20 protein-coding genes are annotated in these 23,562 nt (G+C 62.0%); 6 read left to right on the top strand and 14 right to left on the bottom strand.

The features are described 5' to 3' along the window. Window positions 1-3: 3 nt before the first annotated feature. Both U5G49_RS19205 and U5G49_RS19210 read right to left on the bottom strand, forming a co-directional pair. Window positions 4-957: a sugar-binding transcriptional regulator gene (locus U5G49_RS19205; protein WP_018072680.1), complete on the bottom strand. Its 954-nt coding sequence runs from the start codon at window positions 955-957 to the stop codon at window positions 4-6. A gap of 151 nt (window positions 958-1,108) precedes the next feature. Beyond that, window positions 1,109-1,678 carry an exopolysaccharide biosynthesis protein gene (locus tag U5G49_RS19210; protein ID WP_018447055.1) on the bottom strand — a complete coding sequence of 190 codons (570 nt, stop codon included), beginning with the start codon at window positions 1,676-1,678 and terminating at the stop codon, window positions 1,109-1,111. Window positions 1,679-2,082: 404 nt separating this feature from the next. Between U5G49_RS19210 and U5G49_RS19215 the strand changes: the two genes are divergently transcribed. Continuing rightward, complete coding sequence (locus tag U5G49_RS19215; RefSeq protein ID WP_193444344.1) at window positions 2,083-2,994, top strand: ROK family protein; 912 nt, start codon at window positions 2,083-2,085, stop codon at window positions 2,992-2,994. A gap of 51 nt (window positions 2,995-3,045) precedes the next feature. Here U5G49_RS19215 and U5G49_RS19220 read toward each other — a convergent pair whose 3' ends face one another. The 10 genes from U5G49_RS19220 to U5G49_RS19265 all read right to left on the bottom strand — a co-directional run bounded on the left by U5G49_RS19220 (window position 3,046) and on the right by U5G49_RS19265 (window position 16,275). After that, window positions 3,046-4,956, bottom strand: coding sequence for a beta-N-acetylhexosaminidase (locus U5G49_RS19220; RefSeq protein ID WP_193444345.1), 1,911 nt, complete (start codon window positions 4,954-4,956; stop codon window positions 3,046-3,048). A 214-nt stretch (window positions 4,957-5,170) separates the two neighbouring features. Continuing rightward, window positions 5,171-8,317: an efflux RND transporter permease subunit gene (locus U5G49_RS19225; protein ID WP_193444346.1), complete on the bottom strand. Its 3,147-nt coding sequence runs from the start codon at window positions 8,315-8,317 to the stop codon at window positions 5,171-5,173. A gap of 26 nt (window positions 8,318-8,343) precedes the next feature. Next, window positions 8,344-9,483, bottom strand: a complete 1,140-nt coding sequence (locus U5G49_RS19230; RefSeq protein WP_193444347.1) for an efflux RND transporter periplasmic adaptor subunit — start codon at window positions 9,481-9,483, stop codon at window positions 8,344-8,346. 49 nt (window positions 9,484-9,532) lie between these two features. Beyond that, window positions 9,533-10,141 carry a TetR family transcriptional regulator gene (locus tag U5G49_RS19235; protein ID WP_018243668.1) on the bottom strand — a complete coding sequence of 203 codons (609 nt, stop codon included), beginning with the start codon at window positions 10,139-10,141 and terminating at the stop codon, window positions 9,533-9,535. Between the two features lie 257 nt (window positions 10,142-10,398). Next, window positions 10,399-10,830, bottom strand: coding sequence for an OsmC family protein (locus tag U5G49_RS19240; RefSeq protein ID WP_017967997.1), 432 nt, complete (start codon window positions 10,828-10,830; stop codon window positions 10,399-10,401). Between the two features lie 147 nt (window positions 10,831-10,977). Further along, the gene (locus U5G49_RS19245) at window positions 10,978-11,757 is read right to left on the bottom strand and encodes an SDR family oxidoreductase (protein ID WP_018243669.1); all 780 of its coding nucleotides are present in this window, start codon (window positions 11,755-11,757) and stop codon (window positions 10,978-10,980) included. Between the two features lie 3 nt (window positions 11,758-11,760). Next, entirely contained in the window at window positions 11,761-12,648 is an 888-nt protein-coding gene (locus U5G49_RS19250) for an aldose 1-epimerase (RefSeq protein WP_193444348.1), read from the bottom strand. After that, window positions 12,645-13,595, bottom strand: a complete 951-nt coding sequence (gene araH / locus U5G49_RS19255) for an L-arabinose ABC transporter permease AraH (protein WP_018243671.1) — start codon at window positions 13,593-13,595, stop codon at window positions 12,645-12,647. The genes U5G49_RS19250 and araH overlap by 4 nt, the downstream gene beginning before the upstream one ends. A gap of 121 nt (window positions 13,596-13,716) precedes the next feature. Beyond that, window positions 13,717-15,222: an L-arabinose ABC transporter ATP-binding protein AraG gene (gene araG, locus U5G49_RS19260; protein ID WP_028734716.1), complete on the bottom strand. Its 1,506-nt coding sequence runs from the start codon at window positions 15,220-15,222 to the stop codon at window positions 13,717-13,719. 69 nt (window positions 15,223-15,291) lie between these two features. Further along, on the bottom strand, window positions 15,292-16,275 hold the full coding sequence (locus tag U5G49_RS19265; RefSeq protein ID WP_018243673.1) for an arabinose ABC transporter substrate-binding protein: 984 nt from the start codon (window positions 16,273-16,275) through the stop codon (window positions 15,292-15,294). A gap of 213 nt (window positions 16,276-16,488) precedes the next feature. Here U5G49_RS19265 and U5G49_RS19270 point away from each other — a divergent pair, with 213 nt between their 5' ends. The 4 genes from U5G49_RS19270 (at window position 16,489) to U5G49_RS19285 (ending at window position 19,870) form a co-directional block, all read left to right on the top strand. Beyond that, window positions 16,489-17,244, top strand: a complete 756-nt coding sequence (locus tag U5G49_RS19270; protein WP_003543153.1) for a FadR/GntR family transcriptional regulator — start codon at window positions 16,489-16,491, stop codon at window positions 17,242-17,244. A gap of 66 nt (window positions 17,245-17,310) precedes the next feature. Then, the gene (gene dgoD / locus U5G49_RS19275) at window positions 17,311-18,459 is read left to right on the top strand and encodes a galactonate dehydratase (protein WP_047623156.1); all 1,149 of its coding nucleotides are present in this window, start codon (window positions 17,311-17,313) and stop codon (window positions 18,457-18,459) included. A gap of 153 nt (window positions 18,460-18,612) precedes the next feature. Further along, complete coding sequence (locus U5G49_RS19280) at window positions 18,613-19,008, top strand: DoxX family protein (RefSeq protein WP_047623157.1); 396 nt, start codon at window positions 18,613-18,615, stop codon at window positions 19,006-19,008. Between the two features lie 82 nt (window positions 19,009-19,090). After that, on the top strand, window positions 19,091-19,870 hold the full coding sequence (locus U5G49_RS19285; protein WP_193444349.1) for an SDR family oxidoreductase: 780 nt from the start codon (window positions 19,091-19,093) through the stop codon (window positions 19,868-19,870). A 16-nt stretch (window positions 19,871-19,886) separates the two neighbouring features. Here the strand turns inward: U5G49_RS19285 and U5G49_RS19290 are convergent, their stop codons facing one another. Both U5G49_RS19290 and U5G49_RS19295 read right to left on the bottom strand, forming a co-directional pair. Next, window positions 19,887-21,104 (bottom strand): adenylate/guanylate cyclase domain-containing protein, encoded by a 1,218-nt coding sequence (locus U5G49_RS19290; RefSeq protein WP_130759665.1) that lies wholly within the window; start codon window positions 21,102-21,104, stop codon window positions 19,887-19,889. Between the two features lie 63 nt (window positions 21,105-21,167). Beyond that, the gene (locus tag U5G49_RS19295) at window positions 21,168-22,193 is read right to left on the bottom strand and encodes a LacI family DNA-binding transcriptional regulator (RefSeq protein ID WP_193444350.1); all 1,026 of its coding nucleotides are present in this window, start codon (window positions 22,191-22,193) and stop codon (window positions 21,168-21,170) included. Between the two features lie 95 nt (window positions 22,194-22,288). On the opposite strand from U5G49_RS19295, the gene U5G49_RS19300 reads away from it, so the two are divergent. Continuing rightward, a complete protein-coding gene (locus U5G49_RS19300; RefSeq protein ID WP_193444351.1) occupies window positions 22,289-23,476 on the top strand; it encodes a phytanoyl-CoA dioxygenase family protein in 1,188 nt (395 codons plus the stop codon). Window positions 23,477-23,562 lie beyond the last annotated feature (86 nt).

Here is a 23,562-nt window from a genome sequence, read left to right on the forward strand (position 1 = left end):
TGCTCAGTTCTTGAGCAAAAACTCAGCAGTCTCTTCGTCGGTGATCAGAGCATTGATTTGATGGCCGACAACGGCGGCCCTGATCGCCTTGAACTTGCGCTTGCCCTTGGCCAGCCCAATGACCATCGATGCATCGCGGGATGGGATCGGCGCGGACGCGACGCGCTCGTTGATCGGGTTGTCGATCAACCTGCCATCGACATCGAAGATCCAACCGCAGATTTCGCCGACAGCGCCCCCCCGCATCAGCTCCATCATCTCGTCCTTCTCGAGAAAACCGTCGACGCAGAGCGGCCCATCGATGCCGAGCTCGCCGATGCCGACGAAGGTGACATCGGCTTGGGCGCTCATATTAAGCGTCGAGCGCACCAGCTGTTGGCCATGCAGCAACTCGCGCTCCTCCGCCGAGGTGACGAGCACCGGCAGCGGCATCGGATAGTGTCGTGCCTTCACCGCATCGGCCATGCTGAAGATGACGTTGTAATAGGCGGCCGATCCGTCCGGGGCGATATTGCCGGTCAGCGAAACGATGCGGTGATTGGGACATTCGATCGCCGGAAGCTGGTCGACCGCCGCCTTCAATGTGCGGCCGGTACCGATGGCGAGTACGATGGGCTCCGGCCGTTTCAGCCACCGCTCGATCTCGGCCGCCGCTGCCTCGGCGATACCGACCGTCGTCGACGACGACGCGGGATCGCTCGGCACCACCTCCACATGTTTCAGCCCGAATTTACGGCGCAGCTGGCTTCCGAGCTCCAGGCAGGCTGCGATCGGATGATCGAGCCGCACCTTGATCAGGCGCTCGGCGACCGCCAGCGACACCAGCCGCTGCGCCGATTGCCGCGAGATGCCCATCGCAGCGGCGATTTCGTCCTGCGTGCGCCCGGCGACGTAGTAGAGCCAGCCGGCACGCGCCGCATCGTCGAGCCGTGCAGGGGTCTCGGATCTTTTTACCATCTAATGCCTACCGCGCAAAGTGAGCCGGCGCGCCGTCGCCGAACATGGTTTGAGTCTGTATCGCGCCAGATCAAAACAAAATTCCGGCAAATGTCGAGCCTGTTGCAGGGAGCCCAGCCAAATAACCGCCTTCACTCGGGCAAACCCCCGCTTAGGCAAGCCATCGCAGGACGAGATAGATCGCCGCCTTCACGAGACCGTAAATCACCCCGCCGGCAATAACGAGCGACACGGCCGTCATCACGAAGCCGATGAGCGCGAAAAGACCGTCACGGCCCAATATGCCGAAAGCGAAGACCGAGATCGTGATCGCCGGCAGAATGTTGCCGAGCGGGACCGGCAGCAACAGCACGATCGACAGCAGCAGGCATGCCGCCCCGGCAAGATATTCCGCCGGCGGTTCGGCGAAGATCGCCAGCCGCGGTTTCAGCATGCGTTCGGCCCAGGCGAGCCAGCGGTGGATGCGGCCGACAATGGTCTCGAAATCCTCCCGGCGCATCGAACGGTTGGCAATCACCTTCGGTAGCCAGGGTTTCAGCCCGAAGGTCAGTTGCGCTGCCAGGAAGATCAATGGCGCCCCGAGCACGGCCGAGGTGCCCGGCGGAGTGGGAAAGGCATTCGGAAGCGCGAAGATCAGCATCAACGCGCTGATCGCCCTGTCACCCATCGTGTCGAATAGATCGCCGATCGAGATCCGTTCGCGGCTGTGGTCGGCGGCCATCTGCCGCAAAATGGATGAGAGGCGGCGGCCTTTGGGACGTGGTCTTCGGATGGTACTGTTTTCTCTCGTATCGATGGTCGTGGGTCCGACAGTTTATGAAAGTGTAGGGCCGGATTCTGGCGATGCAATATGCCAATTGAATGACTTGCGGGGTTAGAAATTACCGTTGCGATCGGAGCCGATGGGCTGGGGATCACCAGATTTCTCCAACGTCTTGCCATGACGGAATGGAAGACGGAGAACCGTCCCGCCTATTCGACCTGCGGGAGAGATGTCCTGCAGAACAGAGGGGATGGCACACGGCACGACCCTAAAGCCGGCGACACCCTGCCGAATGAGCGCTTGAAATTCCCCGCCAACAATGCAAGCAGACGCTGGGAGACCAGAGAAACGGCAGAGTGGCAATGATCATTTCATTCGACATCGGTGGCACCGCCATCAAGGGTGGCATCGCTCGTTCCGAGACAGACATCGTTCCCCTCGGCCGCCGCCCGACACCCAGGGATGATTTTGCCGCTTTCGTCGAGACCCTGCGCGACATCATCGCCGAAACCGGCGAACAGCCGAACGGCATCGCTCTCTCCATCGCCGGCGTCGTCGATCCCGATACGCAGCGCCTGATCTGCGCCAACATTCCCTGTATCCACGACCGCACGCTCGCGGCCGATCTCGAAGCCGAACTCGGCCTGCCTGTGCTGATCGCCAACGATGCCGACTGTTTCGCTATTGCCGAAGCCGGTCTCGGGGCCGGCCGCGGCCACCGCATCGTCTTCGGCGCCATCCTCGGCACCGGCGTCGGTGGCGGCCTGGTGGCCGACGGGCGCCTCGTCAACGAGGCCGGCGGCTTTGCCGGCGAATGGGGTCATGGGCCGATCATCGCAACCGCAGCCGGCAATCCGCCTGTGGCCATTCCCGCCTATGCCTGCGGCTGCGGACAGAAGGGCTGCGTCGACACTGTCGGCGGCGCCCGCGGCCTGGAGCGACTGCACAAGACGCTGCACGATCTCGACCTTGCCAGCGAGGAGATCATCGCTCAGTGGCGCGATGGAGAGGAGAAGGCGACACGGACGATCGGCGTCTATGTCGATCTTGTCGCCTCGCCCTTGGCGCTGACGATCAATATCACCGGCGCGAGCATCGTACCGGTCGGCGGCGGGCTTTCCAATGTCGAGCCGCTGCTTGCCGAACTCGACCACGCCGTGCGCGCCCGCATCCTGCGCAAGTTCGATCGCCCACTGGTGGTGCGCAGCGAATGCCGCATCGAACCCGGCCTGATCGGCGCAGCGCTATTGGGGCTGAAGGCCGAGACGGACTGAAGCAATTCCACGAAAAGTGCGAAGCGATTTTGCATCCGGAATTGCGATTCCTTAAAGCACCGGCCACCTCCGCACGATCGCGGCGAAGCGATCCCAGTCCTTACGCACAGAAGGCGTCCAGGCAGCCTCGGCGACCGCCGGGAGACGCGGAAAAACCAGCCGGTTGAAATAGGCGCGCGAGACGAAATTCTCGGTCCAGATACAGGCCTGGATGCCGCGCATCTTCTCCTGCAGCGCCTCCGGCAGCTCGCCCTCGGCCTCGTAAGCGTAGGTGTGTTCCGGCGGCGCGTAGCCCGCCCAGGCGGCGCCGGGCTCGGCCCAAGCCTCAGCCTGCGCCATATCGAGATAATAGGCCTGCCCTGGCGTCATCACCACGTCGTAGCCTTCCTGTGCCAGCTCGATGCCGACGGCGGGCTTTTCCCAGGCCATCAGCAGTGTGCCGTCGCGGTCGACGCCGCCGCCATGCGAGACCTCGTTCCAGCCGGCAAGTTTCCTGCCGCGCTCCGCCAGCATGGCTTTGATACGTTTCAGGAAATAGGATTGCAGCTCGGCGGTGCCGGCAAGTTTCTCCCGCTCCATCAGTGCCTTGCAGAGCGGCGAGGACAGCCAGGAGCCATGCGCCACCTCGTCGCCGCCGATATGAAGATATTCGCCGGGAAACAGCGCCACCATCTCGTCGAACACCTTGCCGAGAAATTCATAGGTGAATTCCACCGCCGGATTGAGGGCGTTGTTCGGATAACCCTGCACCGAGCGGTAACTGTCCGGCGCCTCCTGCCCGTCGACGAGCTCGGGCAGCGAGAACAGTGTCGCCATGCTATGGCCCGGAATATCGATTTCCGGCACTACCTCGATATGCAGCGAGGCTGCATGCGCTACGATCCGCCTGGCGTCCTCTTGCGTGTAGTGGCCGGAGCGCGTTTGCGCCCCGTCGCCGAGCTGCGGCACGAGCACTTCATCCGGCCCGCGCCGGGCACCGATCTCCGTCAGCGCGGGATAGGCCTTGATCTCCAGCCGCCACGCTTCGTCATCCGTCAGATGCCAATGGAAGATGTTGAGCTTGCTCCAGGCGAGAATATCAATCAGCCGCACGACGTCCGCCACCGGATAGAACTGCCTGGACACATCGAGATGGCAGCCTCGCCAGTCATAACGCGGCTGGTCGGCGATCGTGCCGAAACTGGGGAATTTGAAGCGCTCGCGATCGGCGCGGGCGCCGTGCAGCAGTTGCGCCAGGCTGATCAGCCCGTAATGCCGCCCGGCGGCGTCCGCACTCGAAAGCACGATCTCATGCGCGGTAAAACGCAATTCGTAAGCGAAGGCGGCGATCGACGATTCGGTGACGAAACGAATGGCCCGCCCGCCTTCGACGGCACTGAGGGAAAACGGCACGTTGTCGGCTGGATAGAGCCGCTGGTAAAGCGCGAGAACCAGCGAAAGCGCCTTGACCGCATCGGGCCGCGTCCGCTCGGCCGGATAAAGGACGACCGGCAGCTCTCCCGCCTTCAACCCGAGCGCCAGCGGCCAGGGCAGAAGCGAATAAGGTTCCTCGGCCCGGCCCGGCGGCAAAAGCGGCAAGGCCACGCCGCCATCTCGGCCTTCGAGCAAGAGATCGCCGAAACCAACAGGCACGTGGCGTCCGTCGCCAAGTGTCAGATAGGCCGATTTGACGCCGGCCGTCCTATGTTTCGGCTCCCTGGTCAGCCCCTCGACGGTGAACCGCCAGCGCCCGCCGGGCGGCACGCTCAGGTCTTCGGGCGGCAGGAATTCATGGAAATGCGCGACCTGTCGATTGAGGCTGCCACCATCGCAGACATGTTTGTCGGCAACTCGCGTCTCCGAGGTATAGGCGAGCGAGAATGTCGACAGTGGCTCGGCCGAAAGATTGAACAGCGTGAAGGTCAGGCGCCCAAAGCTGCCTTCGATCGGGCTCCAGCTTGCTTCCAGATGGTAATCGGCCATGATCGTGCCTTGCCCCGTCAGTTGGTGGTCGGGATCGTGGTTGGTCTCCCAGCATGCTTTCGCAGCTTAGCTTTTTCGAGGGGGCGATGGAATCGGCGCGCAGCTCCAAGACGAAGCAGGCAGTAAAGACTGCGCGGCGCTATAGGCAGCGACGCTGCTTGATGAGTAAGCTGTGATCTGCAAGGAAAACGGCGCGGCTTTCGCCGCGCCGTCCTCACTCAGCTGCCAACGCCGGCGGATGTCTGTCATCCGCCTCTTCCTGGATGGCGTCGGCATGCCGGCCTGGCTCGTCCTTTGCCTTCGGCTCTCGGCCGAAGAAAAGGGCGTAACCGGCGGGCAGAACCAAAATGGTAAGCACGGTCGCAACCAGGATGCCGCCCATCATCGCGTAGGCGAGCGGACCCCAGAAGACACCGCGCGAGATCGGGATCAGCGCCAGCACGGCGGTCAGCGCCGTCAGCATGATCGGCCGGAAACGGCGCACGGCCGCGCCGACGATCGCCTCCTGTCGGTGCATGCCGGCCTTGATATCCTGGTCGATCTGGTCGACCAGGATGATCGAATTGCGCATGATGATGCCGAGCAGCGCGATGACGCCGAGGATCGCCACGAAGCCGAAGGGCGCGCCGCTGATCAGCAATGCGGCGGCCGCACCGATGATCCCGAGCGGTCCGGTGGCGAGCACCAGCATCGCCTTGCCGAAATGCTGCAGCTGCACCATCAGCAGCACGATGATGACGGCGAGCATGATCGGCGCCTTGGCGGCGATCGACATCTGGCTTTCCGCTGCATCCTCGGCGCCGCCCTGGATCTCGACCTTGTAGCCGGCTGGCAGGCTGTCGCGCAGGTCCTTCATGTCGGCATACATCTTCATCACCACGTCGTTCGGCTGCACATCGTCAGGCAACGTGGCGCGCACGGTGATCGTCGGCAGCCTGTCGCGCCGCCATTCGATGCCCTGCTCCATGACGGGCACGACCTTGGCGACCTGCGAGACCGGCACGAAGCCGCCGAAATCCGTCGGGACATAGACCGAGTTGACCGCCGACAGCAGCGAACGGCTGGCATCCGGCTCGCGGGCGACGATCGAGACCGTCTCCTCGCCGTCGCGGAAATCGTCGAGCGCAGCCCCTGACATGGCGGTCTGCAGCATCTGACGGACACGCTGCGAGGTGACGCCAAGTGCCCGGGCGCGATCCTGGTCGATCACCAGCTTCATCGCCGGCACCTCTTCCAGCCAGTCGTCATGGATGGCGCCGAGCATTGGATTGGCCTGGAAGCGCGCCTTTACCTGGTTGGTGATCTCCCTGACTTCCTGGCGGTCAGGCCCCATGACCCGCATCTGCACCGGCCAGCCGGTCGGCGGACCGAGGAAGAGGCGGTCGACCTTACCGCGAATATCGGGGAAGTCTTCCGCAAGGATCGTCCGCAGCTTGACGATCAGCCGCTCGCGCGCCGGTTCGTCATTGGCCATGACGAGCAGCTGGGCGAAGTTCGGATTGCGCAGTTGCTGGTCGAGCGGCAGGAAGAAGCGCGGCGCGCCTTCGCCGATATAGGTGGCAATGAACCGCTTGTCGGGATCATCCATCATCTTGGCTTCGAGCGCCTTTGCCTGCACCTCGACTTCCTTGATGCTGGTGCCCTCGGGCAGCCAGAGATCGACGAGGATTTCCGGCCGCGAGGATTGCGGGAAGAAATTCTGCGGAATGAACTGGAAGGCCCAGAGGCTGGTGACGAAGGTGCCGAGCGTCAGCAGCAGAACGATGACGCGGTGGCGCACCGCCCAGCCGACCGTGCCGCGCAGCCGGCGATAGAAGCCGGTGTCGAAGGCGTCGCGATGCTCGCCGGCGTGATGGCGCTGCTTGAGGATCATATAGCCGAGCCACGGCGTGAAGTAGACCGCGACGAACCACGAGGTGACAAGCGCGATGCCGACGACGTAGAACAGCGAGCGCACATATTCGCCGGCCGTCGAGGCGGCGAAGCCGACCGGAATGAAGCCGGCCGTGGTGATCAGCGTGCCGGTCAGCATCGGGAAGGCAGTCGAGGAATAAGCGAAGCTTGCCGCGTCGATCTTGACGAGCCCCTCCTCCAGCTTTCGCTCCATCATCTCGACGACGATCATTGCATCGTCGACAAGCAGGCCGAGCGCGATGATCAGTGCGCCGAGCGAGATGCGCTGCAGGTCGATGCCGAGTTCGTACATCAGCGCAAAGGTGGCGGCCAGCACGAGCGGAATGGCAATGGCGATGACGAGGCCCGATCGCCAGCCGATCGACACAAACGAGACGACGAGCACGATGATGAGAGCTTCGCCGAGTGCATGCATGAATTCGCTGACCGCATCGGTCACCACGTCCGGCTGGTTGGCGATCTGATCGACGGCGACGCCGTAGGGCAGCGCCTCTTCGAAACGCTGATAGGTCGCCTCAACACCCTTGCCGACATCGGTTACGTTAAAGCCCTTGGCCATCACGACGCCGACCTGAACGCTGTCGTGGCCGTTGAAACGGTACTTGCGCTGGTAGGGATCTTCGAGCCCGGAACTGACGGTGGCGATATCGCCGAGGCGCGTCACCTGGCCGCCGGCGCGAAGGCGCAACTCGCGGATATCGGCCGCCTTCTTCACGTCGCCTTCGACCGATATGCGCACCGAGCGCAGGCCGGTATCGACCGAGCCGGCCGGATCAACATTATTCTGGCCCTTGATGGCGTTCTGTAGATCGAGGATCGTCAGGCCGCGCTCGGCGAGCGCCTTCGACGAGAGGTCGATATAGATCTTCTCAGGCTGGTCGCCGATGATGACGGCCTTTTCGACGCCCGGCGTCGTCAGCAGCATGTCGCGCGCCTGGATCGCGAATTTCTTCAGTTCCGGATAGGAATAGCCGTCGCCGCTGATCGAATGCAGCGTGATGAAGGTATCGCCGAACTCGTCGTTGAAATAGGGGCCGAGCAGGCCCTGCGGCAGCTCGCTGGAGATGTCGCCGACCTTCTTGCGCACCTGGTAGAAGGCATCCGCCACTTCTTGCGAATTCGTGTCGCCCTTGACCTGCAGGGTGATGATCGCACTGCCCGCCCTGGTATAGGACTTGACCCAGTCGATATGCGGTGTTTCCTGCAGCTTGCGCTCGATCTTGTTGACGACCTGATCTTCCATTTCCTGGATGGAAGCACCCGGCCAGAGCGCCTGAACGACCATGACGCGGAAGGTGAATTCCGGATCCTCGCGCTGGCCCATGCGCATCAGCCCGAGCACGCCGGTGATGATGATCAGCCCGAAGAGGAAGCGGGCGATGCTTGGATGTCCGATCGCCCAGCGCGACAGATTGAAGGGCCGCTTTTCGGTGATGGTGGCGTCCATGGTCCTGTTCTCTCTTTATGGCGCGTTCAGCGAACGGTCTGGTCGGTGGCAGCCAGGGCCGACTGCTGGTCCGGCACCTTCACCTTCAGGTTTTCGCTCATGAACTGCGTGCCGGCCGAAACGACGAGATCGCCGGTATCGAGACCTTCGGTCACATGCACGCCGTCGCCGGTGAAATCGGCGACCTTGATGTCGCGGCCATGCACGGTCGCCGTGTCGCGGTCGACGGTCCAGACCACCTGCTTTCCGTCCTTTTCAGCCAGGGCACTGAGCGGGATCGAGACATAGCTGTTGCCGTTGCTGACATCGGCCTCGATCGTCGCCGTCATGCCGAGCAAAACGCGCGGATCGTTCGGCAGGCTCACCCGGACCGCAAAGGTGCGCGACTGCTGGTCGGCGCTTCCGGAAACCTCCCGCACCTTGCCGTCGAGCACCAGCCTGTCGTCGGCCCAGAAGCTTGCCTTGACTGTTTTGCCCGGCTTGAATTCGGCAATGTCATTTTCCGGAACGGCGATCTGCACTTCCTTTTCGCCGTCGACGGCAACGGCGACGACGGGAGTGCCCGACGCAACGACTTGGCCGACATCGGCATTGATCGTCGTGACAATCCCGTTGTGGTCGGCCTTCAGCTCCGCATAACTCACCTGGTTTCTCGCCTGATCGAGTGCCGAGACGGCGGCATCGCGGCTTGAAACGGCCTGATCGTAACTGAGCGAGGCTTGCTCGAGCTGGGATTTCGGCGAAACATTCTTGTCGAAGAGCTGCTGATTGCGCTTGTTGACGAGATCGGCGGTTTCGACGCCCTTTTCAGCGGCTGCGAGATTGGCTTCCGCCGTCTTGACCGCCAGCTGGTAATCGGTGGAGTCCATCCGAGCGAGCACGTCGCCCGGTTTCACCTTGTCGCCGATATCGACGAGGCGTTCAGTGATCTTGCCAGCAACGCGAAAGCCAAGGTTCATCTCCGTACGCGCCTTGACCGAGCCGGAATAGTCGAGCTTGCGGGTGTCGCCGGCCTTGGCGATCTCGACGACCTTCACCGGCCGGATGACTTCCTTGACCTCAGCCTTCTCTTCCGAGCAGGCGGAAACGCCGATGCCGATGGCGCCGACGAGCACGAGACTGGCGACTGACGGCATGCGATGGCTGAGGGTCTTGAGCGAAAACATCTTCCGCACTCCTGGATCGTTTCGGGGTTCCGACGGCGGCTGCCGTCCATTATTTCTTCAGCGCCCTGATCACGTAGTCGATCAGTTCGTCGACGCTTGCGCGGTTCGTTTTGGCAAGACATTGCGCCACCATCTGCGGATGGCAGAGATTGATCGTCGCCGCACCGAAGCAGCGCGAGGCAACGACCGGGTCCTGCTCGGCGAATTCCCCGGCTGCAATGCCTTCGGCGATGATTTCGGCAATGAGATCATGAACACGGTCGATATGCTTTTCGATGACATGCCAGTCGCGCTCGATCGCGACGATGATCATCTCGTGCACCTTCATCTCGTCGAGCATCAGATCGAGCGTCAACTGATGCTGGGTCTCGACATAGCGGCGCAGCCGCTCGCTGGCGCTGATAGGCTGATGGCGGATGTCGTAAGCGATTTGATAAGCGGTGGCGAGCATGCGCCCGCAGAGCGCCTGGTGGATTTCCACCTTAGAGGCGAAGAAACGATAAATATTGGCGGGCGACATGCCGAGATCGCGGGCAATGTCGGCCACCGTCGTCTTGCTGTAGCCATAGTGCCGAAACAGCCGTTCGGCCGCGTCGAGAATGCGTGTGACATTCTCCTGCCGGGTGATGTCGAGCGTGTTTTCCGCGATCTCGTCCATGACTTTCGATGCCTCGAATTACGACTGACGAATTTTGAATTTCGTCAGTCGTAAAATATCAGGCGTCACTTGTCAACATCCCGGAGAGCAGTAGAGCTTCGGGTCGGCTGTGCTCGTGCGAGCGGCTAGCGCCGGTCGGCGCACCACGAATTCATTGGATGTGAGGATTTGGAGCGGCTGAACGATGGACATCGAACGCAATTGAAAAGTGCCGCGACGCGAACGCGCGCGGCACCTCATCGCCGGCAGCAGGGAAATCAGACGATCTTGACGTCGAGCGTGATCGGAACCGAGGCAAGGGCCTTGGAAACCGGGCAGCCGGCCTTTGCCTTGTTGGCGAGTTCGGTGAAGGTCGCCTCATCGGCACCGGGAATACGGCCGGAGAGCGAGAGATGGATGGCGGTGATGGCAAAGCCGCCCTCGACGCTTTCGAGCGTTACCTTGGCAGAGGTTTCCATATGCTCGGCGGTAAAGCCGGCTTCACCGAGGATCAACGACAGCGCCATGGTGAAGCAGCCGGCATGGGCGGCACCGATCAGTTCTTCCGGGTTGGTGCCGGCGACGCCTTCGAAGCGGCTCGCAAAGCCGTAGGGATAATCCTTCAGAGCGCCGCTCTGCGTCGAGATCAGACCTTTGCCGTCCTTGAGGCCACCGGTCCAATGAGCCGAAGCCGTACGATTGATCTGCATGCCGTCCTCCTGTTTTCGATTGTGCTTTCAGAAAGCGGCAGGGGCCGCTCCGTGCCTGCGGGAGATCAGATAGCCTTCCCGATGGGCAATATAATGCTCTATCCCGAGAAGACGACAGGCTTGTAAAAATAGCGGGATCGAAGCCCTTCAAGCGGGATGCTGCAGCACGCTGAGGCCGCCGTCGATCGTCAGGCAGGTGGCATTGATGAACGGGCACTCGTCTGAGATCATGAACACGGCCGCCATGGCAATCTCCTCCGGCGTCGCGATGCGCCCGCCGGGATGCAGTTTCATCGTCTCGGCCCTTGCCGCCTCCGGATCGGGAAAGCTGTTCCAGTAATCGATCACCTTCTGCGTCGAGACATAGCCCGGCGCCAGCGCGTTCACCCGGATATTGCGGGCCGCATATTCGAGCCCCAGGGATTTTGTCATCCCGAGCAGCGCGTGTTTTGCCAGCGGATAGGGAAATGTGTGCGGGATGATCGTGAAGGCATGCGTTGAGGCGATGTTGAGGATGACGCCGCCACCCTGTTCGATGAGGCCCGGCAGCACCGCCTTGCAGCAGTTCCATGCGCCCTTCAGATTGATGTCGAAGCAGCGGTTCCATTCCTCGTCCGTCGTCGCGAGCGGTTCGGCAAAGACATTGACCCCGGCATTGTTGACGAGCGCGTTCAGCTGTCCGATCTCTTCATTCGCCTGAGCGACCAACGTCGTAATCGTTCCGGCATCGGTAATATCGGCCGGCAGATAACCGAGCCGGCCGCCGCTGCGCTGGAGCTCTTTCGCCGCCTGCGCCAGCAGCGCCCCATCGCGATCGACGAGAAAGACGGCGGCATCCTCCCGCATGAAAGCCTTCGCCATCGCAAGGCCGATACCCTGCGCAGCACCGGTTATCAGGATGTTCTTGCCCTGCAGACGGCTGCTCATCTATCACCCCTTCGGTTGAACCGGCAGCGTCGACATCAGGATCGTCACTGTGCCGGCAAGCGCCTCACCTGGCGCAAGCGGCGTGAGCCCACCGAAATCAGGAAGGTGATGCCCGTTCGGCAGATGGCTCATCGGCTCGAGGCAGAAGAAATCGCTCCGGTTGACCGGCATATACAGCATGAAGTGATCGAGCGCACCGTCGGCTTCCAACGCCGCCCGGATTCCAAGTTCCGGCCAGGTGATAACAGCCCGCCCATTCCAACCCTCGAAGGCATTGTTCATCCATCTCTGCGGTAAAAGCGTCTCAGATCTGAAATCGAAATAACCAGGCACAGGGCCAGGCATCTCTGGCAGATGGTCCGGCCGCTCGCTCCAATAGCGATCGGCAGCAATCGCCAGTCGTGTCTTTGGCGTGCGCGCGAAGAAGGGATGTTGACCGAGCCCGAAGGGAAGAGCCGTATCGCCGCGGTTTTCCACGGAAAGCCTCAGCACCAGTGCATCGCCGGCGAGACGGAGTTCTTGCCGCGTAAGATAGGCATAAGGTGAAACCCTGTCGGCGCTGCGGGAAAAGCAGAACTGCGCATGCTCCGCGCTGGCGTCTTCAAGCTGCCAGAGGCTGAGCCAGCCGTCACCGTGGAGATAGAGCGGATCGGAAGCATTCGGTTGGAAGCCATAGTCGCGTCCGGCAAAGGACATGGTGTTGCCTTCCACGCGATTGCCGAACGGCACCATCGCGAAATTCGCCATCGCTCCCTCCGGCCCGCCGGCCGCCACGAGAAAGGGCATGCCGCGATAAGTCGCGGCGGTGACGGCGGCACCCCGACGGCTGACCCGGACGGAGAGATCGCCGTGCCTCAGTTCGATGTCGTCCCCGGCTCGTCCTTGGTTCATCCACGTCGCCCCGCAGCCGAAGACCTCAAATTGTCGAGCAGCACTGCGATCAGCAGGATCAGCCCGCGCACGACATACTGATAGAACGCCTGGATATTCAAGAGGTTCATGACGTTTTCGGCAATGCCCATGATCAGCACGCCGACGATGACACCGCTCATCGCCGCTCGGCCGCCGGCCAGCGAAACACCGCCGAGAACGCAGGCCGAAATCACCGAAAGCTCAAGCCCCGTCGCCGCATTCGGCTGGCCGGAAGTGATGCGCGAGGCAAGCAGGATGCCGGCAATGCCGCAGACGAGCCCCTGCAGCGCAAAGATCCAGATGCGCATGTTGACGACGTTGACGCCGGCAAGCCGCGAGGCTTCCGGATTGCCACCGATCGCCAGCGTGTTCTTGCCGAAGACGGTGCGGTTGAGCACGAACCCGAAGAGGATGAAAAGGATCAGCATGATCCAGATCGGCGTCGGCACGGTCAGGAAGCGCGACAGAGCAAGCTGGTAGAAATCGGGATCGTTGATGCCGACGGCGCGGCCATCGGACGCGATCAGCGCCAGCCCGCGCACGATCTGCATGGTCGCAAGCGTGGTGATCAGTGCATTGACCCGAAAACGCGCAATGACGATACCATTGACGAGGCCGACGACGGCGCCGCAAAGCAGGGCGGCGAGCAGCCCGACGGGAATGGAGCCTGTCGCATTCGAGACCATCACCGCGATCATGCCGGAGAAGGCGACGATCGATCCGACCGAAAGGTCGAAATCGCGGGATGCCAGGCAGAACATCATCGTGCAGGCGACGATGCCGATCGTGACGACCGATTGCAGCAGCCCCAGCATGTTTCGCTCGGTCAGGAAGTTCGGAACGAAGAGCGAGACAATCACGAAGGCGGCAGCGAAGATCACCACCAGCCCCTGTTCGCCGAGAAGGATTTTTTTCAACGAATTCATCGTCCGTATATTCCTGGTCCTAGAGCAATTTCAGGAAAAGTGCGAAGCGGTTTTCCGTCCGGAATTGCGTAAAAACAAAAAGTTAGAGCGGTTCTGCGTTTCTATGAAAAGCTGAACCGCTCTAAATGGTGCCTGCGGCATTCTTGTCGGGAAGCGCTGCCGTCAGGATGTTGCGCTCGCCGAAATCCTGGCGGGTGACATTGGCCGCCACCCTGCCCTGGCACATCACCATGATGCGATCGGAAATGCCCATGACTTCGGGCAACTCGCTTGATATCACCACGATCGCCATGCCGCCGGCCGCAAGCTCGTAGAGGATTTCGTAGATTTCCGATTTCGCCCCGACATCGATGCCGCGTGTCGGCTCGTCGATGACCAGGACCTTGATGCCCTGCTCGGACAACCAGCGGCCGAGAATGACCTTCTGCTGGTTGCCGCCCGAGAGGTTGATGATGTCCTGCTTGCGCGAGGGCGTCCGCACCCGAAGCTTGGCGATGAAGCGGTCCGCCAACGCCGCCTCTTGCCTCGGGCTCAGAATGCCGAAAGGCGAAAAATGCCGGCGCGACGAGATCGCGATATTCTCCTCGATCGATCGCCCTTGGACGATGCCGTCGAACTTGCGGTCCTCGGGGCAAAGCACCATGCCGGCATTGATCGCCGCTTTCGGATTGTTCGGCGCAACGGCTACGCCGTCGATCGTGACCTGGCCCTGATGTCTGGTGTCGGCGCCGTAAAGCAGCCGCGCCATCTCGCTGCGGCCGGCGCCAATCAGGCCGAAGAAACCGAGAATTTCGCCCTGGCGGACGGAAAAGCTGATCGGATGACGCAGCCTCGGCCCCGACAGGCCCTTGACCTCCAGCCGTACGTCGCCGAGCGCGCGTTCGCGCCATCCCCAGACATTGCTGATCTCGCGTCCGACCATTTCCGAGATGATCTGCTCGCGCGTGGTTTCGGCGATCTGAGGATGGTGGGCGGCAAGTTTGCCGTCGCGCAGCACCGTCAGGCTGTCGCAAAGGCGGAAGATCTCGTCGAGGCGATGGGAGACGTAGAGAATGACCGTTCCCTTCGCCTTCAGCCTGTCGATGAGCGAAAACAGGATTTCGCTTTCGCGGGAGGAAAGCGAGGAGGTCGGCTCGTCGAGCGCAATCACCCGCGCATCGAGCATGACGGCCTTGGCGATCTCGACCATCTGCCGCGCACCGATCGAAAGCGAGGCGACCTTGGCCGACGGATCGACATCGATGCCGATCTCCTCGAGCTTCGACCGCACCGTCTCGATCAGCGCCTTCGAATGGATGACACCGCCCTTGGCCGGAAAGCGTCCGAGCCAGAGATTTTCGGCGACCGTCAACTCTGGAACGAGTTGCAGTTCCTGATGGATGACGATGACGCCGGCATGGAAGGCGTCGCGGACGGAGCCGTATTTCTGCTCCTCGCCGTCGATGAGGATGTTGCCGCGATCGGCGGCCTGATCGCCCGACAGTACCCGGATCAGCGTCGATTTACCGGCACCGTTTTCGCCCATCAGGCCATGGACGGCGCCCTTCTCGACCGTGAAGGAAACATTCGCCAGCGCCTGCACGCCGGGATAACCCTTGGAGATATTGCTGAATTCGAGGAAAGCCATCTTCGCTCCGTCGAGAAAGACCGGCGGCACGCGACGCGGCCGCCGGACGATATCATCTTGGAAGGACGATCACTCGATGCCAAGATCCTTGCGGACCTTTTCGTAATCGTCGCGCAGCGCCAGGGAACCCGAGGTCAGCGTCAGCTTTGCCGGCTCCTTGTCGTTGGCAATCCAGTCGTACATGTTGAGCGCCGTTTCGTAGCCGTGACGCTTCGGCGAGATGATGACGGTGCCGAAGAAGCCCGTTGCCGCCGGCTTCTTGAATTCATTGATCGCCGATTCCGCACCGCCGATGCCGACACCGATGACGTTGGCGGCCGGAATGCCGACCGATTCGGATGCGCGGACGGCGCCGAGGACGGCTTCATCGTTGAGGCCGAAGGCGACCCAGTATTTCACGTCGGCATGCTTGTTGAGAACGGTGGTCGCCGCGTTGAGCGCCGCTTCCGTATCCGTCTTCGCCTGTGGCGCATCATAGATGTTTTCGGCCGGGAAACCGGCGGACTTCAGCACCGAGATCGCACCTTCGACGCGGTCAACGGCGGTGGGCAGCTGGTCATAGGAAACCCGCACGGCGCCGACATTCTTCATCTCCCAGCCGCGCTTCTTGATTTCGTCGACGATTGCCTGGCCGACGGTCTCGCCAATCTTGGTGGCTGAAATGCCCATATGCGGCACGTCTTCCAGCGGCTTGCCGTCGGCGCTGACGAGGCGGTCGTCGACCGTCATCAGCTTCAGCTGGTTGGCTTCGGCCTTGGCGACGATGCCGGGGCCGAGCTTGACGTCGGGCGTGCAGATGATGAAGCCCTGCGCACCCTGAGCGCCGAGATTGTCGATCGCCGATTGGACCTTCTCGCCGTCTTCGGCGCCGATCTTGACGACGGTGAAGCCTTTTTCCTTGGCGGCCTGGTCGGCGAATTTCCATTCGTCCTGGAACCACGGCTCCTCAGGCTGCTTGACGATGAACCCTATCTTGACGTCCGCGGAAAATGCCGAGCCGGCTGCCAGAATGGCGAAAGTGCCAGCCAGAATGGCTGCTTTGAACAAGCGCATGTCTCTCTCCCTAAACTCTCAAAAACCGAGCAGCTGCCTCCCAGGCAACGTCCAATGAATTATGACAAATCATCATACCAGTCAATTGCCAATGTATGATGATTGGAATAATAGGATTATTAACGAGATGCCGGGAGGAAGCGTCGCAAAGCGGATCGAATTCGGATAATCAGGTTCGATTGCCTAGCACGCGAGACAGAGCGGAGAGGTGAGTTGGAAACAATCGAGCGACAGAGCGGGGCCGAAAGCCGCCGCATCGAGCGCCGCCCGCGCGTACGCCGCAACGTCACGGCGGCGATCGCTCAGGATATCTGTGCGGACCGCTATCCTGCGGGCTCGCCGCTGCCCCGCGAGAACGATCTCTGCGAACTCTACGGCGTCAGCCGCACCGTCATTCGCGAATCGCTGAAAGTGCTGGAATCCAAAGGCCTTGTCCGTGGCAAGCCGCGCATCGGAACCACCGTCTGCGATAAGGACGACTGGAATATCCTCGACGCTGACGTGCTTGAATGGATGGGTCCGTATATCAAGGATTTCGACCTGCTCGGCTGCATTCTCGAAGCCCGCCGCACCATCGAGCCGGCAGCCGCCGAATATGCCGCCGAGCGCGCCAGCGCCCAGGAGATCGCCGATCTCGACAATGCCTGGCGGCAGATGCGCGACAGCGCCCGCGACCCGGAAAGCTTCACCGATGCCGACGTCATGTTCCACACGGTGCTGCTCACCGCCAGCCACAATCAGGTCTTCCGCCGCCTGTCGAGCGCCATTCACGCGGCGCTGAAATATGCGCTGCATGCCTCCAATATCGGCGTCGAGAATCGCGAGGATGCGGTGCTCGTTCACGGTCAGTTGGTCGAGGCCCTGCGCATGCGCGACAAGGCGGGAGCCCGTGAATGCGCCAACCGCATGCTCGATCTTGCGGTGCGGGATCTAGCCGCCGCCGAAAAAGCGATCGGCAGAACGAAATGACCGATCACCACAAATCGACGAACGCGCCGTCGATCGCAAACCCGGGAAGAGACTGAAAGAACAGCGATGAAGATCACCAAACTCACCACCTATATCGTTCCCCCGCGCTGGTTGTTTTTGAAGGTCGAGACCGACGAGGGCATCATTGGCTGGGGCGAACCGGTCGTCGAAGGCCGTGCGCTCACCGTTCAGGCCGCCGTCCATGAGCTGGAAGACTACCTGATCGGCAAGGATCCTTTCCTCATCGAAGACCACTGGACCGTGATGTATCGCGGCGGCTTCTATCGCGGCGGCGCCGTCCACATGAGCGCGATCTCGGGCATCGACCAGGCGCTGTGGGACATCAAGGGCAAAGCGCTCGGCCAGCCGATCCACTCCCTGCTCGGTGGCCAGCTCCGCGACCGTATCAAGGTCTATTCCTGGATTGGCGGCGACCGTCCTTCGGATGTCGCCAACAATGCCAAGGAGGTGGTTGCCCGTGGCTTCAAGGCGATCAAGCTCAATGGCTGCGAGGAAATGCAGATCGTCGACACCAACGAAAAGGTGGAGAAGGCGGTCGAGACCATCGCCGCCATCCGCGAGGCGATCGGCCCGCATATCGGCATCGGCGTCGATTTCCACGGCCGCGTGCACAAGCCGATGGCGAAGGTTCTCGCGAGGGAGCTCGACCCTTACAAGCTGATGTTCATCGAAGAGCCGGTGCTTTCCGAAAACAAGGAAGCGCTGCGCGATATCGTCAACCATACCTCGACGCCGATCGCGCTCGGCGAGCGGCTCTTTTCGCGCTGGGACTTCAAGCAGGTTCTGTCAGACGGCTACGTCGACATCATTCAGCCGGATCTCTCCCATGCCGGCGGCATCACCGAATGCCGCAAGATCGCGGCGATGGCCGAAGCCTACGACGTGGCGCTGGCGCCGCATTGCCCGCTGGGCCCGATCGCGCTCGCCGCCTGCCTGCAGGTCGATGCCGTCAGCTATAACGCCTTCATCCAGGAACAGAGCCTCGGCATCCACTACAACAAGGGCAACGACATCCTCGACTACATCTCCAACAAGGAGGTGTTCCACTATGCCGATGGTTTCGTCTCGATCCCGCAGGGTCCGGGTCTTGGCATCGAGGTCGACGAGGCCTATGTCATCGAGCGCGCCAAGGAAGGTCACCGCTGGCGCAACCCGATCTGGCGGCATGCCGACGGCAGCTTTGCCGAATGGTGAGAGCGCATAGCCCCGAAAATCGGAACCGACTTTCGGAAAGGATTATGCGCAATTCAAAGTGACAGGGTCGCGTAAGCGGCCCTTTTTCATTCCCCGTGTAGGATATCACGTGTCCTGTCCGTCATAGTGGAAGCTCAAAGAGGAGATTTCAGAATGGCCAGAGCAATTGCAATCATCGTCGCCCGCATCATCTTCAGTTTCATCTTTTTCATGGCGGCCGGCTTCAAGTTCGCCGATATCGGCGCGACGGCAGGCTATATCACCGCCGCCGGCTTTCCGGTGGCGACGTTCCTTACCTGGATCGCCGCCTTCTTCGAGATCGCACTGGCGCTCGCCTTTATATCAGGAGCCTTCTTCACCGAGGCCAGCCTGCTCGCAGGCATCTATGTGATCTTCCTCGCCTTCGCCTTCCACGGCCCATCCCATTGGCAGCAGAACCAGGCCGAGTTCGGTTTCTTCATCGATCACTTTACCTTCCTCGCCGGACTGCTCTTTGCGGCGGTCCACGGGCCGGAGAAATGGGCGTTGAAGCAAACGCTTCTAAGATAACTGCGACGACCCGCCTCCTTCCGGAACCAACTGCCGCGCCGAACAGTTGGCATGTCGGCAAAACGGCAAGGAGAGCCCGCCCATGGAGCTGAAGGGAAAAATCGCATTAGTGACAGGCGCCGGTTCGGGCATCGGCAAAGCGGCCGCGTTGCGGCTCGCCGCGGAGGGTGCAAGGGTCGCAGCATTGAGCCGCACCGCCGACGAGGTCGAAAAAACTTGCGCCGAGATCAAGGCCGCCGGCGGCCAGTCGATCGCGTTGACGGCAGATACCAGCGACGACGCTCAAATGCGGGGCGCGGTGGAGCTACTGACCAACACCTTCGACGGCCTCGACATCGTTGTCGCCAATGCGGGGATCAACGGTGTCTGGGCGCCGATCGACGATCTGAAACCGGAAGAATGGGACAAGACGATCGCCGTCAATCTGCGCGGCACCTACCTGACCCTGCATCTGACGGTTCCGCATCTGAAGCGCCACGGCGGTTCGATCATCGTCGTCTCCTCGATCAACGGCACCCGCACCTTCACCACGCCGGGCGCCACCGCCTACACCGCAACCAAGGCGGGCCAGGTCGCCATGGTCCAGCAGCTCGCCCTCGAACTCGGCCGACATGGCATCCGCGTCAATGCCGTCTGCCCCGGCGAGATCGAGACCAATATCGGCGCCAATACCGACAGTCGTCATCGCGAAGAGACGGAGGTTCCCGTCATCTGGCCGCAGGGGGATATCCCGATTGCCGGCGGCAAGGCAGGCAAGAGCGAGGACGTCGCCGAAACAATCCTCTTCCTTGCATCCGACCGCGCTCGACACATCACCGGTACGCCGATCTGGATCGACGGCGGCCAGGGTCTGTTGCGATAGCCTTGCAGTCAGGAACTCAGCTGTTCAGTCGGGCGCTGTCGAGAGTATACAGTTCCTGCGCGCGCTGCACGCCGCGCAAAGCATAGCGTCCGACGCAGGCGAGTGCGGTACGCTGCTGCTCCGGTATCGCCGCGGCGAAATCGGAGGAGATCAACAGGTTGAGATCGACGGAACGACACATCGAGGCGATCCGGCTGACCTCGTTGACGGCGGGTCCGATGACGGTGAAGTCCAACCGGTCCTGGCTGCCGATATTGCCGTAGAAGACATCGCCGATATGCAGGCCGATATAGACGTCGGTCGTCGCCCGGCCGTCGGCCGCACGCGCGGCATTCAGCGTGGTGAGCTTTTCCCGCAGCAACGATTCGGCGCTCAGCGCCGCACGACACGTCTCCGCCGGCACCTCGCCCTTAAAGATGGCGAGCACACCGTCGCCGATCAGCTTCAGCACGTTGCCGCCGGACTGGTGGACCGCCGTGATCACCGCCTCGCTATAGTCGTTGAGCAGCGGGATGATCTCCTCCGGAGGCACGCTGTCGGAGATCTTGGTGTAGTTCAGCAGATCGGAAAACCAGAGTGCCGCGGAAATCCGCTCCGATTTGCCGCGGCTGATCTTGCCTTCCATCACCTGGCGCGCGGCGTCCTCACCGAGATAGACCTCGGCGATGGTGCGGGCGATACGTCCAAGCGCGATGCATTTGATCGCCAGCCCCAACACCGGCACCAGCTTGCGCAGGATGGCGAGGTCGTGATCGGAAAAGCCCTCAGGATGTTTCGTCGCGAAATGCGAGAAGAAGCAATCCATCTCGCCGATCGTGCCAGCCTCGGAAAAACGATGCATCATCGCCACGAAATCCGTGTGGCCGGCTTCAGCAATCGTATCGAGCATAGAGAAATCGATCGGGTCGCCGAAACCGAGACGCCGGCGGATCTCCCGTTCGTTGCGGGACCAAAGATGATAGAAGGCCGAACGCTGCCAGTTCGACGCCGCCTCCCCCGAGATCGTCGGACCATATTCGAACTCGGTCTGGATCTCCTCGACGCTGTCCCATCGGAAGGCGCGGCCCTCATGCACCGGATGCAGCGTATCCATCAGCGCCAGACCGCGGTCGAGCGGCAGGCCGGCATCCCGGCAAGCCGAGCAGAAGCCGGTCATCAGCTCGGCTTCCGAAGCGCCCTTCAGTCCCTGCTCCGTGATCCAGGCTGCAATCGTGCTGACGTCGCTGTAATCCATGTTCCACCTTCACCCGTGCCAAATCTGTAGCCCGAATTCGGCATGGAAGGAAAGCCAATTGGCTCAGTCGCCCGCAGGCATATTGTAGGGCGTGACGATTTCGACTGATGAAAGCGAGGCCGGAACCGTTCGCGGCAATGCAGTCGCGCGGCTCATGATCGCCCTGAAGGCCGAGCGCGCATCAGTTCTCAGATCATGATGCAGCACGAAGCCGATCCGGCGCGCCGCAAGCAAGGCGCGGTTGTCCGCATCGAGATCATGGGCGACGAAAACGCGGACGGGACGTTTGGCCGCGTCGAAGGCCGCAAGCACCGCCCGGTTGCCGCCGCCGATCGAATAGACGGCGTTGATGGCGGGGTCGGCCGCAAGCGCTGCCGCGGAAAGCGTTCCCGTCGCGGCATCGGTGCCGTGCCCCTCGCTGATTTCGGTGATGCCGATGGCGGGATAACGAGCGCGGATGACCCGGCGGAAGCCGATTTCGCGCTCCTCCTCGCCGCGGAACCGTCCGCTCGACAGCGTTACCAGCACCTTGCCGCCATCAGTCCCGAGAAATTCACCGATCAGATAGGCGGCCGTCTCTCCTGCCGCCCGGTTGTCGGCGCCGGCATAGGCGATGCGGGCCGAATTCGGCAAGTCGGTCACCAGCGTCACCACGGGAATGCCGGCGGCATCCGCCCGCCCCACGGCGGCAGCCACCTCGGCTACGTCAGGCGCCTTCAGCACGATGCCGTGCGTGCCGCGCAGCCGGATGCGGTCGAGAAGCTGCACCAGTTCGGCCGGCTTCATCACCTCGGCGAAATGGAACCTGCAGCGGAAGACGCCGGGCAGGAAGGTCGCCATCTCCGCCTCGAAGGCGGCGCGCACCGCGTCGCTGAAACGCTGCGGCGTCTCCATGACGATATCGATCGCCAGCACGCGGCCGCTGCCGATCGCCCCGGCCTGCTGTTTCTCCAGCTCCGCGATCGCCGCCTTCACCCGCATTTCAGTCTGCCGGCGCACGCCCGGTCTGCCGTTCAGCACCCGGTCGACGGTGGCGGTGCTGAGTCCGGCCTGGAAGGCGATGTCCTTGACGAGAAAGAGATGTGCCATGCGATTGGCCTGATGGTTTTTTGATGGATTTCTGATCTATATCACCGCGCACTGTGGCGTATAGTGCCCCCATCGGAAAGAGGGAGGAGCCCGCTATGAAAACCGACAACCAGCAGAAACTGCGCGCCGACCGCGTCTGGCTGAGCGAAGAGGCCTGCGATCTCGATGATTTCCGCAGCCTTGCGGAAAAGGCGACTGTACTTGCCGATTACCCCTCGGCGTCTGCGGTCGAAAAAAACGTGCTGATCTATGACAGCCGCAAGGTGATGGCAGCGGCCGCAACGGCAGAAGGCCGACGCGCCGTGTTGGCCGAAATCTGCGAAGCTTTCGGCGAGGGTCCTGGTGTCGTCGTGTTCAAGCATGCTTACGAAGACACCGCCGTCATCGACCGCGCCAGCACGATCTTCGACGCGATCATCGAGGAACAGCACCGCACCGCGAGCGGCGGCGGCGATCACTTCGCCAAGCCCGGCGCCAACGACCGCATCTGGAATTCGCTGGAAAAACATTGTCTCGCCGATCCGGCAAATTTCGCCGAATATTACGGCAACACCATAATCGCGGTGGCCAGCGAAGCCTGGCTCGGTCCGAGCTACCAGATGACGGCGCAGGTCAACCGCGTCAATCCGGGTGGTGCGGCGCAGTCGGCGCACCGCGATTACCATCTCGGCTTTCAGTCCTCAAAGGTGATCGAACAGTTCCCGGCGCATGTACACCGGCTCTCGCCGGTGCTGACGCTACAGGGTGCGGTCGCCCATTGCGACATGCCGCTCGAAAGCGGCCCGACGCTCTTCCTGCCACACAGCCAAACCTATGTGCCGGGTTACCTCGCGCTGAAGCGGCCGGAGTTCCGCGATTATTTCGAGGCCAATCATGTCCAGCTGCCGCTCGAAAAAGGCGACCTCGTCTTCTTCAATCCCGCCCTCTTCCATGCCGCCGGCACCAACCGCTCGGCCGACATCAAGCGTGTCGCCAACCTTCTGCAGGTCTCTTCCGCCTTCGGCCGGGCAATGGAAACCGTCAATCGCGAGCGGATGAGCGCCAGGCTGTTTCCTGCATTGAAGGCCTTGCAGGACAGGCTCTCGCCTGACGAAATCGCCAACGCCGTCGCCGCCTGCGCCGAGGGCTACTCCTTCCCGACCAATCTCGACCGCGACCCGCCGCTTGGCGGACTGGCGCCGAAGACACAGGCGCAGCTGATGCATGAGGCGCTGAAGGAAGGCTGGAGCGATGAAGTCTTTGCGGCAGCACTTGCCGAGCAGGCGCAGAAGAAGTTGAGCTGATTTGGAGCTCGGGCCTCTTGCATCCGCACTGAGATAAAAGCCTCCCGCACCCGCGGGAGGCTATTCGCGCATCATCAAACTGGAGG

The sequence above is a fragment of the Rhizobium indigoferae genome (assembly GCF_034554815.1).
Taxonomy (GTDB): domain Bacteria; phylum Pseudomonadota; class Alphaproteobacteria; order Rhizobiales; family Rhizobiaceae; genus Rhizobium; species Rhizobium leguminosarum.